Source organism: Streptococcus pluranimalium (assembly GCF_047785745.1).
Classification (GTDB): Bacteria; Bacillota; Bacilli; order Lactobacillales; family Streptococcaceae; genus Streptococcus; species Streptococcus pluranimalium_B.
Map to the genome: position 1 here is coordinate 1 of NZ_JBLOJT010000041.1, position 14,122 is coordinate 14,122.

A 14,122-nucleotide genomic window follows, 5' to 3' on the forward strand; every position below is an offset into this window, starting at 1 on the left:
TAGCTGGCAAATCATTTCCAAACGTTGGGTTGTTGAGCGAACTTTTGCTTGGTTGAACCACTCTCGAAGATTGGCTAAGGATGTTGAAAAATCGGTATCGTCAGAGGTTGCTTTTGTCAAACTATCACACATTAATCGTCTTTTAAGGGCTTTATAACTTAACTTCATAAGAAAAATACCCCAATCGTTAGATTTTGTGTCTAACTTTTGGGGTGCAGTTCAATTAAGATCGTCAACAAATTCTTTTAGGTATTTAACATGTGAATCAAACGTATAGTCAAAAGATAATGGTTTATCATTGTAACCTGCACCCAATAAATCAATTAAAATGATTCGGTGTTTAGACTGCATGTGAGAGATTACTTCTATATAATCAAAGGAGCCTGCACATCCTAATCCATGTATAAAGATAATAGGTGTTAGTGCACCTGAAAAATCGTTGTATCGAATTTTATTATTTGTTCCTCTAATGATATATTCTCTCATCTTATGCGTCACAATTTCAAGCTTATCTGTTTCTGTTATATGATTTCTTAAGAAGATACAAGAAAGATTTTTGTTTTACAAATCAATTTCTAGAAGGATTGGCGTATGATCTTGACGCTCTCCTGAAGAAATCATTTCTGATTTCGTTACTTTATCGGCGATTCGATCTGATGTTAACCAATAATCAATTCTCCATCCGGTATTATTGATTTTACTGGTTTTACTTCTCTGCGCCCACCAGCTGTATACGTTGGGGATATCACCATGGATATGGCGGAAAGTGTCGGTAAATCCATGGTTTAAGAGATTTGTGAAGCCTTGTCGTTCTTCATCGGTAAAGCCAGGAGAGCGACGGTTAGAGTTTGGATTAGCTAGGTCAATTTCTTTATGAGCGACATTGTAGTCTCCTGTTGCAAGGACTGGTTTTTGTTTGTCAAGCTCAGCGAGATAGTTGGCATATTTTGCATCCCAGATTTGTCTATCATCAAGGCGTTTTAACCCATCTCCAGCATTTGGCGTATAGACTTGTGTTACAAAAAAGTCTTCAAATTCAAGGGTAATCATGCGACCTTCGAGATCCATTGTTGTTGGTGCATTAATTGTCGGGAAAGTTACAATGGGATTAAGTTCTTTTTTATAGAGAAACATGGTACCAGCGTAACCTTTTCTGGCAGGTTCTTCGGAAGAGCGCCAGACATTGATATAGTTAGGAAAGTACTCGAGCAGTATTTCTAAATGTTTTTTCGTTGGTCCTTTAGATGATAATTTGGTTTCTTGAATGGCAATGATATCTGCATCCTCATTGACCAAGGTGTCGATAACAGCTCGTGATAAAAGGGCACGGGAAGAGTCGCTAGTTAAGGCAGCGTTTAGGGAATCGATATTCCAAGAAATGAGTTTCATGAATCTATCCTTTTCTATAAAATTAGTTATTTTATTATAGCAAAAATGATTTTTCTTAGCGAGGTTAGTCACTTATATGTGAAAATAAGCACTTAAAAATATGAAAATGTCAATCAATTTAATATTGGAAACTTCAAAAAAACCTTTTAAAATAAGCTTAATTAGTTAACAACGTTTTCAAATATAGATAGAACAACCTTATGTTTCGGAAGCGCTAACAAACAAAAAATAAATTGGAGACTTTTATGGATTTTAAAACAAGTAAAGCCGAAGGAACTGTAGATTTTGTTAATGTGCTTGATTTGGAAAAAATGGCTCAACAAGCCATTCTAAAAGGCGCATTTGGTTATATAGCTAGTGGTGCTGGGGATACCTTCACTCTCCACGAAAACATTCGTTCGTTTAACCATAAACTTATTGTGCCTCATACTCTAAAAGGTGTTGAAAATCCTGATACTAGTGTCACGTTTGATGGAGATCAATTGACATCACTTATTATTATGGCACCTGTGGCAGCTCATAAGTTGACTAATGAACAAGGGGAAGTTGCGAGTGCTAAGGGTGTTGGTGAATTTGGAACAATTTATACGACAAGCTCCTATTCTTCAACTGATCTTCCAGAGATTATGCAAGCTTTGAATGGTAGCCCTCAGGGGTGCCAATTCTATTTCAGTAAAGATGATGGCATTAACCGCCATATTATGGATCGTGTTAAAGAGCAGGGTGCTAAGGCGATTGTCTTAACTGCTGATGCAACCGTTGGAGGAGAACGTGAAGTGGATAAACGTAATGCCTTCACATTCCCATGTAATATGCCGATTGTTCAAGAATATCTTCCAGAAGGTATTGGTAAATCCATGGATTTTGTTTACAAATCAGCTAAACGAGCTCTTTCTCCAAAGGACGTGGAATTCATTGCGCAGTATTCTGGTCTTCCTGTTTATGTTAAGGGTCCGCAAAGTGCAGAAGATGCTTTTAGAGCCTTAGATGCAGGTGCATCAGGTATTTGGGTAACCAACCATGGTGGTCGTCAATTGGATGGGGGCCAGCATCATTTGATTCCCTTTAAGAGGTTGCAGAGGTTGTAGATAAACGTGTTCCAATCATTTTTGACTCAGATGTGCGTCGTGGGCAACATGTCTTTAAAGCTCTTGCTTCAGGGGCTGATTTGGTAGCCCTTGGTTGTCCAGTCATCTATGGTCTTGCCATGGGTGGAAATGTCGGTAATCGTCAAGTCTTTGAGAAAATCAATGATGAACTTAAGATGGTCATGCAGTTAGCCGGCACACAAACGATTGAAGATATGCGCCATTTCAAACTTCGTCATAATCCTTATGATTCATCTATTCCATTCAGTCAAAATGAATTGAAATTGGATTAATTGGCATTTCTTAAACCTGGTGGAAACATCAGATTTAAGGAATACTGATTGACGAATAGTTAGACTTTTGATAAAACTATTAAGGGAAAAATAGTTATTTTTAGTAAAGATAATTATATTCTTAAATTTTGATGGAGGATTAGCTAAGTCAGGCTGAAGGGAACAGTTTTGAAAGCTATCAGATGTGTTAAAGCATGTCTGGGTTTGATTCCCGTATCTTAGAATGAGTGACAGAATGTTTCGACAGAAATCTTATCATATCTATGAAAGCATGTTATGTGCTTTTTTGGTGACCTTTATTAGTGGCTTTATTAATGCTTTTACCTATTTGACTCAAGGGGGGCATTTTGCTGGTGTTCAAACTGGTAATCTCTTGATGATGGGGATTAGACTGGCTGAAGGGCGTTTGCTTGAGGCTATTAAGTTTTTAATCCCTATTATTGTTTTTATGATTGGCCAGATTATGACTTATTTTGTTAAGTCTTGGGTTCTTAAAAATCGTTTTCATTGGCACTTGTTTGCTAGTTTGATATTGACAGGTTTGTGCCTGATTGCCGTATTGGGATTGAAAATTTTTCATCCTTATATTATTTTTAGCATTTTAGCACTCTTTATGTCATTTCAGGTTGATAGTTTTAAGTCTATTCGGGGGACGCCTTTTGCAACTGTGATGATGACTGGTAATATCAAGAATGCCGCCTATTACTGGGTCAAGGGTTTTATCGAGAAGGATACAAAAGTTAGAAAAGATGGGCGTAATATTTTGTTTATCCTTGCGACTTTTTCGTTAGGTGCTATGTGTTCAACATTCCTGAGTATTCGATTAGGAGAATTATCGTTGATTTTTAGTTTGATTCCTCTATTCTTCTTAAATGTTTATATGTTACTAGGTGTTAAAAATGGTCCGCAATATAACTCTAGGAATATTTTCAAGAAATTATAAGGTATTCAAGTTCTCGGTGAGGACTTGTTTTTTGTTGTACAGAGTCACGGTTAGTAAGTAGCTTTAGTGACTGAAATGCAGTACCCGGTCTTACTGCCTGAGAAAAGGAATGACTTTTTATGATGTTAGTGACTGTTTATTTTAGGCTATTTGCTGCTATTTCTTTAGGAAGAAATAAATAGTTAATCTTTTTTGGAGGGCAGCTTCAAGGTAATTAGTGGTGTTTTATAGTCTGTTAAATGACCTTTGATAATCTTCATTTTTTTGATTTCTAAGATTAGAGCTCAAAACCTCCCAGGGGGCTTTGAGCTTTTTGCATCTTAATTTTCTTCCTGAAAGTTAATTGATTGGACTGTATTGCCTTATGGCTAGTAACGAGATGGCATGGCATTAACATTGACTTTGAGAAGCTAGCGAATTAACATTTTAAAGAAAAAGGATTGCGCATTGGCTTGTCGCGTGCTATAATGTAAGGGTCTTCAGGGCAGGGTGAAATTCCCGACCGGCGGTGTATAGGTAACTAGAAGTCCGCGAGCGCAAGCTGATGTGGTGTGATTCCACAACCGACAGTAGAGTCTGGATGGGAGAAGACGAAGATTGACTAGATAAGACTGGCTTTTTGACAGCCAATCTTCAGATTCTCTGATTTTTAAGAAATTGGAGGAACCTTTGATGACAAATACACGTAAGATGGCTTATATTGCTATCCTTTCAGCTATTTCATTTTTATTGCTCTTTTTCAATTTTCCTATTTTGCCAGCAGCAAGTTTTTTGAAAATTGATTTTAGTGTAATTCCGATTTTATTAGCCTTATTGTTGTTTGATTTAAAATCGGCTTATGTTGTCTTGCTCTTACGTACGCTTTTAAAATTCATATTGAATTTTGAAGGGGTTAATACCTGGGTCGGTATGCCAATGAATGTACTTGCTCTTGGTTCGTTTGTAACGGTATTTGCTCTTATCTGGAAAAATCATCAGACGCTTAAGACCTATGTCTCAGCAGCTGTTATTGCGACAATAGTTTTAACAATAGCCATGTTAGTATTGAATCTCTTTTTCGCAATACCGCTTTACATCAAGTTTGCAGGATGGCCACCAGAAGCTCTAACGATGACTTCATATATTGTACCAGCTGTTATACCATTTAACCTCTTGCAGGGAGCTATCTTATCGCTAGTCTTTTACCCTGCATACTTGGGAACTCAAAATGTTCTTTTAAAATATCAAAATTAGCTAATGGAGGCTGGGCGTAAAGTCTAGCTTTTCTATTGTTTGTAAGATCTGAACACAGTGGTTGGGAGAAATGATAAGTGATTTATCTAGTGGTTTAGGGTTTTTATTTTAAGTGCCAACTGCTGAATAATTGTTCTTAGGATTTGAATCAGATCTAGGTCAGTAGAGAGAAGCTAGTCTTTTTCTGATTTCCGATTTCTTCTAATTATTCATCTGATTGAAGAGGAAGCAGATGAGGAAAGGTTTGAGTAATCTTTTCAATCGGAGATAAAAGAGATAAGATGGGCTCTTTTTTCGTTAGAGATCTTTCCAACTCCTTTTACCCTTACTATCTGAGAGAAAATGTTATAATACTATTATGAAAAATAAACAAACTTATCTATTGAGAGCCTCTATCGCTCTTGTTTTATTCATGATACTTGGTTATACAGTCAAGTTTTATCCTGAAACATTGGTTACCTTTGATGAATCTATCCAAACAGCAGTGCGTGGTTCTCTACCAGCATCAGCCACTTCTTTCTTTAGTGGCGTCACGGTTTTGGGCAATACCTTAACCTTTGTTTTTATTCTGATTGTTCTAGTTGCCTTTATTTACTTTGTGAAAAAATGGAAAATAGAAGCTATTTTCCTAGGGCTTACAGGAGCTTTTTCTGGTCTCTTGATTGTTGGTTCTAAGTATCTTTACGAAAGAGCGAGACCGAGTCTAGAACATTTAGTATCGGCTCATGGTTTTTCATTTCCTAGTGGTCATGCGACGGGTTCGATGATGATCTATGGTTTTATACTTATCATTGTTCATCAGCGAATCAAATTAAAAGGTTTGAGAATATTAGTAGAAGCTTTAATAGCAGTCTTGATTGCCTTGATTGGTTTATCACGTATCTACGTGGGTGTTCATTATCCAACAGATGTTCTAGGGGGCTTTATTTTAGGGTTTGCTTGTCTAAATATCATTTACCCTTTTTACGATCAGAAACGCTTTGAAGCTCGTTTTCAAGGAAAACAAAAATAAGGAAAAAGGTTCTTTGTTACCTATTACGGAAATGATAGAGCCTAAAACAAAAACGAATTTGGTCTTCCAAATTCGTTTTTACTTACCAAAGTTCCATTAGTTTTTGCATGAGTAGACTGACAAAGGAAATGAAAAACCAAGAAAGCCCGCCCATAATGATGGCTTTGCCACCGCGTTTGAAAAGGTTGGCTATATTGGTATTAAGACCAATAGCGCTCATGGCCATGATGATGAAAAATTTTGAGGTGTTTTTTAAAAAGCCGACCAGAGGCGTTGGTAGAGGTAGGACAGTAGTCATTAACGATGCTAAGATAAAATAGAGAATAAAGGTGGGGAAGACTTTTTTTAACTCAAAAGCCTTGTCTCTATCTCTTGTTTGATGCCGTTTTGCTTCATAAAGCGAAAGCCCTAGTGTAATAGGAATGATCGCTAATGTCCTCGTTAGTTTAACAATGGCAGCACCGTCAAGTGTATTGGCGTTATAGAGATTGTCCCATGCTGTTGCTGTTGCGGTTACAGAAGACGTATCGTTGACAGCTGTTCCTGCAAAGAGAGCAAAGCCATCATTAGATAAACCTAGTGCATGCCCCAAGGTTGGAAACAACAGTGCGGCTAGGATATTAAACAAAAAGATGACAGAGATCGCCTGGGCAACATCTTCTTCCTTAGCCTTGATAACAGGTGCGGTAGCAGCGATGGCAGAGCCACCGCAAATAGATGACCCAACGGCAACTAGTGTAGCGATGTGACGATCAAGGTTTAGTATTTTTTTCAAAGGAAAAGCGAGCAATAAAGCCGTCAAAATAGTCGCAAGGATGATGGGGAGGGACTGGCTACCGACAGCTAGGACTTGTTTGAGGTTGAGACCAAATCCAAGGAGAACAACAGCTGTTTGAAGGATGGTTTTTGAGGAATAGTTGATACCTGCCTGGGTTTGACTGCGATTAGTGTGCCAAATGGCGATGATCATGCCGATGAAAATGGCAAAAACAGGTGCGCCAATCAGTGGTAAGGATTGGCCGAGGAACCAGGCGCTCGTAGCGATGACTAGGCAAAGTGCTAGTCCTGGTAGGCGTAATTTTAAAGTAGACACGGTTGCCTCCTCTTCGTGTTTTTGTTTTAATTATAGTGTTTACAATTATAAATGTACAGAAGAGCGAATGGATCTTCTGAATTTCTTTTATAGGACAGTTGAAGGAGAGAATATGATGAAGAGACCGCTTGAGTTTTCTCATGATTTTTTAGCAGAAGTATTAGATAGCGAGAGTGTTGCGGTGGATGCGACTATGGGAAAGGGAAATGATACCTTGTTTTTAGCCAAATGCAGTCGTAAAGTTTACGCTTTTGATGTGCAAGAAGAGGCAGTAATAAAAACACGGCAATGCTTAGAAGCCGAAGACATTAGCAATGTAGACTTGATTTTAGATGGGCATGAAAATCTTGATCACTATGTGAGAGAACCACTTAGAGCAGCAATCTTTAACTTGGGCTATCTTCCTAGTGCTGATAAGTCCATCATCACCAAACCCCATACAACCTTACAAGCCATTGAAAAAGTACTCGACCGATTAGAAGTGGGTGGTCGCTTGGCTATTATGATCTATTATGGGCATGAAGGGGGAGAAATGGAAAAGGATGCCGTCTTAAACTTTGTTAGCCAGCTAGATCAAAAAGCCTATACAGTTATGCTTTATCAGGCACTTAATCAAATCAATACACCGCCGTTTTTAGTCATGGTGGAAAAACTCACTTCTTTCTAGTTTTCTGATGAGAATTTTGTTACAATGGCAAAATGAAAAGGAGTAGTTATGTCTCATCAATCCATTACTGAACGTTTATCAGAATTACGCCAAAAATATATTGAACAACCATCGCAAAATGATAGTCATTTTGTTGATTCGCCCAAAATGACTAAAATGAAGAAAAAATTGATGGCGCTTGAAAAAGAACGCTGCCAGTTAAAGTTGACTCAAAAAGATTGTCAGGCTGTTGATCAGAAAATTGCTGACTTAAAAGAAGCTTTTGCAGAAGACAATAAGGGAGGTTGATCAATATGGATATGTCCATCCTGGTGATTATCTTCCTTTTTTCTTTAATCTTATCCAATGTCATTAATAGGGTTTTTCCGAAAATCCCCCTGCCCTTGGTCCAGCTCTTGCTGGGGATTACTTATGGGATTTTCCAAGGTGGAAAAGGGATAGATCTCAATCCGGAACTGTTTATGGCCTTCGTTATTGCCCCGCTAAACTTTCGGGAGGGTGAAGAAGCAGATGTCGGAAGCTTTTTGAGGCATCGGTCATTGATTCTCTTTCTTATCTTACCTGTGGTTTTTGTGACCGCTCTAGGGATTGGTGCAGTTGCTAGTTATTTGTTGCCGATTGAGTTGCCTATGGCGGCTTACTTTGCGCTCGGAGCAGCATTAGGGCCAACAGATGCCGTCGCCTTCATTTCGATTGCCAAGCGATTTGCCTTTCCTAAGCGCGTGGAAAATGTCCTCAAACTAGAAGGACTTCTCAATGATGCCAGCGGATTGGTTGCCTTCCAGTTTGCCGTAACAGCACTTCTGACAGGTTACTTCTCTATCGGACAGGCTAGCGTGCAGCTACTCTTATCCATTACAGGTGGCTTTGGGATTGGCTTCTTATTTGCCTTTTTGAACCGTGTCTTTCTATCGGTTTTGGAGAAATTCGACGCAGCTGATGTCACAGGTGCCTTGTTGTTGGAGCTAGCGCTCCCGATGGTCTCCTACTTTGTTGCTGATACCTTAGGGGTATCAGCCATTATTGCTGTTGTGATAGCAGGTGTCATGCAGGCAGGGAGACTCAGAAAAGTGACTCTCTTTGATGCTCAGGTTTACCGGGTGACCAATGTTATTTGGAAGACCATTAACTTTATGCTAAATGGTGTGGTCTTTCTGATTTTTGGTTCGGAATTGACCAGTATTCTCGTCCCAGTTTTAACAAGTCCTGATTATGGTAACGGCTACTTGTTGTCATTATTATTGGTCTTGACAGGACTTTTATTCCTACTGCGTTTTAGCATGATTGGACTTTATTATGCTTGGTTAAAATGGTCTAAGAAGAAGATACTGCGCAAGTCTTGGAAAGAAATCTTTCTGTTGACCTTTTCAGGCGTTAAAGGAACGGTTTCTATAGCGACTATTCTCTTGTTACCTCGAATGGAGAATTTGCAATATAGCCTTCTCTTATTTATGGTTGCGGGAGTGACCTTGTTGAGTTTCTTAACAGGACTATTGATTTTACCTTTTCTTGCACCAGCTATTGACAAGCCAGTTGATAACTTTATGAGGATTTCTATCTTGACCAAGGTTTTGACCATCCTAGAGCAAGATAGTAAGGATAATCCCGATAATGCCTCACTTTACGCGGTTATCGATAATTATAACGCTCGAATCCAAGGCTTAATTTTGGAGCAAGAACCAGCCAGTGTCAAAAGAGATTTGGCTAGTCTCCAACTCTTTATGATTGATATTGAAAGCCAAGGTTTAGAGTATGCCTATAATCAAGAGAACATTGATCTTAAGGAATATCGGATTTATCAAGGTTATTTGAAGATTTTAGAAAAACAAGTCAACCGTAGCTTTGTGTCTAGTTTTACCTATGGTATTAGGATTTTTATGCGCGTGGTTCGTGCTAGTCTTCGTGAAATCGTCACTTTTGGTGCTCGATTCAGAGCTTTGAAGAAGGTGCCGAAGCAACATCGTCGTTTAACAGAGCAAAACCGAGATCGTATCACAAATCTCTACTTGAAAAATACCGAGCTCATTCTTGAAGCACTTGAAGATTTAGAAGGTTATTACAATCATCCCTTAGTTGATTATCTCCAAAATGCTCGCTTGCGTGATGCGGAGTTGATTAAATCTGGCTTATTTGTGGAACGTGTTATCATGCACTGGATTCCAAACAGTAATGACGACATTTTACGAGGATACTATTTGGAACGTAAAACCATTGCCGAGTTTGAAGCTGACGGACTTATTTCCAATCACTATGCTCAAGAACTCCGTAGCAATGTCAATGAATTAGAAAATTATTCACTTAATGACACGACCACGAGTTTATCATATGAATTCCTTAACTTTGCCAGTCAAAAATAAAGAGTCGTTGAGCTTTTAATGTTTTCGTTGTATTTGACCTAGAGGTTTGCTATAATAATCCTATCAGAGGTGTTTTGAAGTCCATTTGTCACAGGAAGCGGCGTTACTGAGAAATCCGCACAAATGTCAAAACTAGTTGCTGAGTTATCAAATTGTATAAAAAGAGCAGCGGGTCTTAAACCCGAATGTGGGTGGTACCGCGGAATTCAAAAAAGAAATTCGTCCCTGTCTAGCGTGAGCTGGGCGGGGATTTTGACGTTTTTGAAAACATTCGATAATAATTTTTTCAAAAACTAATGCATGGAGTAGGAAAAGTCCGCTAGGATTTTCCGTCACGACAGGCGATATTATAGCGTTATCAATAGAATTTATTAAGTCAATTAACTCATAAGAAAGGACACCACATGTCAAAACAACTATCACCAAAATACAATCCAGCCGAGGTTGAGGCTGGGCGTTATCAATCTTGGTTGGACCAAGATGTTTTCAAACCATCTGGAAATCCTGATGCCAAACCTTATTCTATCGTTATTCCACCGCCAAATGTTACTGGTAAGTTGCACTTGGGACATGCTTGGGATACGACTTTGCAAGATATTATCATTCGTCAAAAACGCATGCAGGGCTTTGATACGCTCTGGTTGCCAGGGATGGACCATGCTGGTATTGCCACTCAAGCTAAGGTTGAGGAGCGTTTGCGTGGCGAAGGCATCACGCGTTACGATTTAGGTCGTGAGAAATTCTTGGACAAAGTTTGGGAATGGAAAGACGAGTACGCAGCAACCATCAAGGACCAATGGGGTAAGATGGGAATTTCTGTCGATTATTCTCGTGAACGCTTCACCCTCGATGAAGGTTTGTCAAAAGCTGTTCGTAAGGTCTTTGTAGACCTCTACAAAAAAGGCTGGATTTACCGTGGCGAATTTATCATCAACTGGGACCCAGCAGCTCGCACAGCTCTTTCTGATATCGAAGTTATCCACAAAGATGTGGAGGGTGCCTTCTACCACATGAATTACATGCTTGAAGATGGTTCACGCGCCCTTCAAGTAGCAACAACGCGTCCAGAAACCATGTTTGGTGACGTTGCGGTTGCGGTTAATCCAGAAGATGATCGTTACAAAGACTTGATTGGTCAAAACGTTATCTTGCCAATCGTCAACAAAGCTATCCCGATCGTTGCGGATGAGCATGCTGACCCTGAATTTGGAACTGGTGTCGTGAAAATCACACCGGCTCATGACCCTAATGACTTCTTAGTTGGTCAACGCCATGACTTGCCACAAGTGAACGTCATGAACGATGATGGTACCATGAATGAACTAGCTGCTGAATTCGTCGGTATGGACCGCTTTGAAGCTCGTAAAGCCGTAGTAGCCAAGTTGGAAGAAATTGGTGCCCTTGTCGAGATTGAAAAACGTGTGCACTCAGTCGGTCATTCTGAACGTTCAGGGGCTGTGGTTGAGCCACGCTTGTCAACCCAATGGTTCGTTAAGATGGACCAATTGGCTAAGAATGCTATCGCCAACCAAGATACTGATGACAAGGTAGCATTCTACCCACCACGTTTCAATGATACCTTCATGAGCTGGATGGAAAATGTCCACGACTGGGTTATCTCTCGTCAGCTTTGGTGGGGACATCAAATCCCAGCTTGGTACAACGAGAATGGTGACATGTATGTTGGCGAAGAAGCTCCAGAAGGTGACGGATGGGTGCAAGACGAAGATGTTCTTGACACTTGGTTTTCATCTGCCCTCTGGCCTTTCTCAACCATGGGTTGGCCTGACACAGACTCAGCTGACTTCCAGCGTTATTTCCCAACCTCAACCTTGGTAACGGGATATGACATCATCTTCTTCTGGGTGTCTCGTATGATTTTCCAATCTCTTGAGTTCACCGGACGTCAACCATTCCAAAACGTTCTTATTCACGGTCTTATCCGTGACGAAGAAGGTCGCAAGATGTCTAAATCTCTTGGTAACGGTATCGACCCAATGGATGTTATCGAGAAATACGGTGCCGATGCCCTGCGTTGGTTCCTCTCAAATGGTTCTGCTCCGGGACAAGACGTGCGTTTCTCTTACGAAAAAATGGACGCCTCTTGGAACTTCATTAACAAGATTTGGAACATTTCACGCTACATCCTCATGAACAACGAAGGACTGGACTTGGAAACTGCTGCTGACAAAGTTGCGCAAGTGGCTAGCGGTCAGGCTGGCAATGTCACCGATCGTTGGATTCTCCATAACCTCAATGAAACCATCGCTAAAGTCACTGAAAACTTTGATAAGTTCGAGTTTGGTGTGGCGGGGCACATCCTTTATAACTTTATTTGGGAAGAGTTTGCCAACTGGTATGTTGAGTTGACCAAGGAAGTGCTTTATAGTGACAATGAAGAGGAGAAAGTGGTAACGCGTGCCGTTCTTCTTTACACGCTTGATAAGATCCTCCGCTTGCTTCACCCAATCATGCCGTTTGTAACGGAAGAAATCTTTGCTCAGTACGCTGAAGGGTCTATCGTAACAGCTGACTACCCTGTGGTCAATGAAGCCTTTGAAAATGCTGACGCCCATAAGGGTGTTGAGAGTTTGAAAGACTTGATTCGTGCCGTTCGTAATGCGCGTGCGGAAGTCAACGTAGCCCCATCAAAACCAATCACTATCTTGGTCAAAACAAGCGACACCGAGTTAGAAAGCTTCTTCACGTCAAATGTCAACTACATCAAACGCTTCACTAATCCAGAAACTTTGGAAATCTCTGCTGACTTGACAGCGCCAGAACTAGCCATGTCAGCGGTTATCACAGGAGCTGAAATCTTCTTACCACTAGCAGACTTGCTCAATGTCGAAGAAGAATTAGCTCGACTTGATAAAGAACTGGCTAAATGGCAGAAAGAACTGGACATGGTCGGCAAAAAACTTGGCAACGAACGCTTCGTCGCTAACGCCAAACCAGAAGTCGTCCAAAAAGAACGCGACAAACAAGCCGACTACCAAGCCAAATTCGATGCGACTAAGCAGAGGATTGCGGAGATGGAGAAGTTGTAGCTTAATTGATTTAAATTTATTATTGAATAAGAGGAAGTGAAAATGGATTTTCAAAATATAACAACAATAGTTACTGGTTTTATTACATATGGGATTCCTATTTTATCGTTATTATGGCAAATTCGAAGTGATTTATCGGATAAAAAACAGATCGAAAATATTATATCTAATTATAATTATCAAAATAATTCAAATTTTGATTTTCGAGATATAAGCATTCAAAACGGATATATACAAATTAACAATCCTCAGAGTATAAATATAGACTTAAAGGATGAACTTGATAAATTTGAAAATGAAAGGTTTGAAGATAGAAAATTTTTATCTAGCAATTTATTAAATATATCTTTTGGAATTATTTTAATTTTATTTATTTTAAATCTAATTAATAATTTTTTATCTCATGGAATAGAAATAAATATAGATGTGATTATAAACAATCTAGTTATATCATTTGATAAAACATTAAACCAATTATTATTAATGCTTTCCATCTATGTGCTTTCAATAGTCGTTAAATACGGACTTGGTAAACAGCGTATCACTAAAACAATAGGATTTGCAATAGCAACTATTTTGTATTTATGGTCTTATTTTGCAACTAAACAAGGATTTATACAGGCTTTTAAATATCCTGCTAATCTATCTGAATTATCCCCTCTTATTTCAGTAATAGTAGCGGTAGTTATTTTGTTGCTTTTATTCTTTAGTTTAAATGTTTTAGTTAAAAGATTATTTGATTTAATTTTAGTATATGAATCTAAGTTAAAAACAAGTCTTATTAACAATTTTAACTCTATTAGTATAGTTATTGCTCCAATACTTATTCTGGTAGTAAGAAATTTTTTGAGGTAGTTCTAGAATTGAAATGGTTAGGGTGTACAGATAAAATCTAACTATTGTAAAATTAGATATTTAAAGTGGGTTGAAATATAGCCACTATGATATAAGAAAATATATAAATAAACTCGTGGTGCTAGTTGATTTTCAACAACAA

General features: G+C 39.0%; 11 protein-coding genes, 2 pseudogenes and 1 riboswitch. Of the genes and pseudogenes, 10 read left to right on the top strand and 3 right to left on the bottom strand.

Annotated features, from left to right (window positions below):
• A pseudogene (locus ACMZ6U_RS05915) lies at positions 1-104 on the top strand (IS5/IS1182 family transposase); the annotation flags it as partial.
• A 115-nt stretch (positions 105-219) separates the two neighbouring features.
• Here ACMZ6U_RS05915 and ACMZ6U_RS05920 read toward each other — a convergent pair.
• Both ACMZ6U_RS05920 and ACMZ6U_RS05925 read right to left on the bottom strand, forming a co-directional pair.
• Positions 220-486 (bottom strand): alpha/beta fold hydrolase, encoded by a 267-nt coding sequence (locus ACMZ6U_RS05920; RefSeq protein WP_416107065.1) that lies wholly within the window; start codon positions 484-486, stop codon positions 220-222.
• Positions 487-561: 75 nt separating this feature from the next.
• Complete coding sequence (locus ACMZ6U_RS05925; protein ID WP_416107067.1) at positions 562-1,389, bottom strand: exodeoxyribonuclease III; 828 nt, start codon at positions 1,387-1,389, stop codon at positions 562-564.
• Between the two features lie 245 nt (positions 1,390-1,634).
• Here ACMZ6U_RS05925 and lctO point away from each other — a divergent pair.
• From lctO to ACMZ6U_RS05945, 4 genes and pseudogenes are all read left to right on the top strand, one after another.
• A pseudogene (gene lctO, locus ACMZ6U_RS05930) lies at positions 1,635-2,770 on the top strand (L-lactate oxidase).
• A 235-nt stretch (positions 2,771-3,005) separates the two neighbouring features.
• A complete protein-coding gene (locus ACMZ6U_RS05935; protein ID WP_416107069.1) occupies positions 3,006-3,713 on the top strand; it encodes a YoaK family protein in 708 nt (235 codons plus the stop codon).
• 471 nt (positions 3,714-4,184) lie between these two features.
• Positions 4,185-4,309: riboswitch (FMN riboswitch) on the top strand.
• A gap of 76 nt (positions 4,310-4,385) precedes the next feature.
• Positions 4,386-4,946 (top strand): ECF transporter S component, encoded by a 561-nt coding sequence (locus ACMZ6U_RS05940; protein WP_416107071.1) that lies wholly within the window; start codon positions 4,386-4,388, stop codon positions 4,944-4,946.
• Positions 4,947-5,304: 358 nt separating this feature from the next.
• Positions 5,305-5,958, top strand: a complete 654-nt coding sequence (locus tag ACMZ6U_RS05945) for a phosphatase PAP2 family protein (RefSeq protein ID WP_416107073.1) — start codon at positions 5,305-5,307, stop codon at positions 5,956-5,958.
• A gap of 82 nt (positions 5,959-6,040) precedes the next feature.
• Here ACMZ6U_RS05945 and ACMZ6U_RS05950 read toward each other — a convergent pair whose 3' ends face one another.
• Entirely contained in the window at positions 6,041-7,051 is a 1,011-nt protein-coding gene (locus ACMZ6U_RS05950) for a YeiH family protein (RefSeq protein ID WP_416107075.1), read from the bottom strand.
• 112 nt (positions 7,052-7,163) lie between these two features.
• Here ACMZ6U_RS05950 and ACMZ6U_RS05955 point away from each other — a divergent pair, with 112 nt between their 5' ends.
• From ACMZ6U_RS05955 to ACMZ6U_RS05975, 5 genes are all read left to right on the top strand, one after another.
• A complete protein-coding gene (locus ACMZ6U_RS05955; RefSeq protein WP_416107077.1) occupies positions 7,164-7,718 on the top strand; it encodes a tRNA (mnm(5)s(2)U34)-methyltransferase in 555 nt (184 codons plus the stop codon).
• Between the two features lie 48 nt (positions 7,719-7,766).
• A complete protein-coding gene (locus ACMZ6U_RS05960; RefSeq protein ID WP_416107079.1) occupies positions 7,767-8,006 on the top strand; it encodes a hypothetical protein in 240 nt (79 codons plus the stop codon).
• 5 nt (positions 8,007-8,011) lie between these two features.
• The gene (locus ACMZ6U_RS05965) at positions 8,012-10,075 is read left to right on the top strand and encodes a cation:proton antiporter (RefSeq protein WP_416107081.1); all 2,064 of its coding nucleotides are present in this window, start codon (positions 8,012-8,014) and stop codon (positions 10,073-10,075) included.
• 404 nt (positions 10,076-10,479) lie between these two features.
• Positions 10,480-13,125 carry a valine--tRNA ligase gene (locus tag ACMZ6U_RS05970; RefSeq protein ID WP_416107083.1) on the top strand — a complete coding sequence of 882 codons (2,646 nt, stop codon included), beginning with the start codon at positions 10,480-10,482 and terminating at the stop codon, positions 13,123-13,125.
• A gap of 42 nt (positions 13,126-13,167) precedes the next feature.
• A complete protein-coding gene (locus ACMZ6U_RS05975; RefSeq protein ID WP_416107085.1) occupies positions 13,168-13,980 on the top strand; it encodes a hypothetical protein in 813 nt (270 codons plus the stop codon).
• The last annotated feature ends 142 nt before the right edge of the window (positions 13,981-14,122 follow it).

What these genes read in the sequence shown, in the direction of transcription:
- ACMZ6U_RS05920 (WP_416107065.1), bottom strand. Translation starts at nt 486, where the DNA reads ATGAGAGAATATATCATTAGAGGAACAAATAATAAAATTCGATACAAC.
- ACMZ6U_RS05925 (WP_416107067.1), bottom strand. Translation starts at nt 1,389, where the DNA reads ATGAAACTCATTTCTTGGAATATCGATTCCCTAAACGCTGCCTTAACT.
- ACMZ6U_RS05935 (WP_416107069.1), top strand. Translation starts at nt 3,006, where the DNA reads ATGTTTCGACAGAAATCTTATCATATCTATGAAAGCATGTTATGTGCT.
- ACMZ6U_RS05940 (WP_416107071.1), top strand. Translation starts at nt 4,386, where the DNA reads ATGACAAATACACGTAAGATGGCTTATATTGCTATCCTTTCAGCTATT.
- ACMZ6U_RS05945 (WP_416107073.1), top strand. Translation starts at nt 5,305, where the DNA reads ATGAAAAATAAACAAACTTATCTATTGAGAGCCTCTATCGCTCTTGTT.
- ACMZ6U_RS05955 (WP_416107077.1), top strand. Translation starts at nt 7,164, where the DNA reads ATGATGAAGAGACCGCTTGAGTTTTCTCATGATTTTTTAGCAGAAGTA.
- ACMZ6U_RS05960 (WP_416107079.1), top strand. Translation starts at nt 7,767, where the DNA reads ATGTCTCATCAATCCATTACTGAACGTTTATCAGAATTACGCCAAAAA.
- ACMZ6U_RS05965 (WP_416107081.1), top strand. Translation starts at nt 8,012, where the DNA reads ATGGATATGTCCATCCTGGTGATTATCTTCCTTTTTTCTTTAATCTTA.
- ACMZ6U_RS05970 (WP_416107083.1), top strand. Translation starts at nt 10,480, where the DNA reads ATGTCAAAACAACTATCACCAAAATACAATCCAGCCGAGGTTGAGGCT.
- ACMZ6U_RS05975 (WP_416107085.1), top strand. Translation starts at nt 13,168, where the DNA reads ATGGATTTTCAAAATATAACAACAATAGTTACTGGTTTTATTACATAT.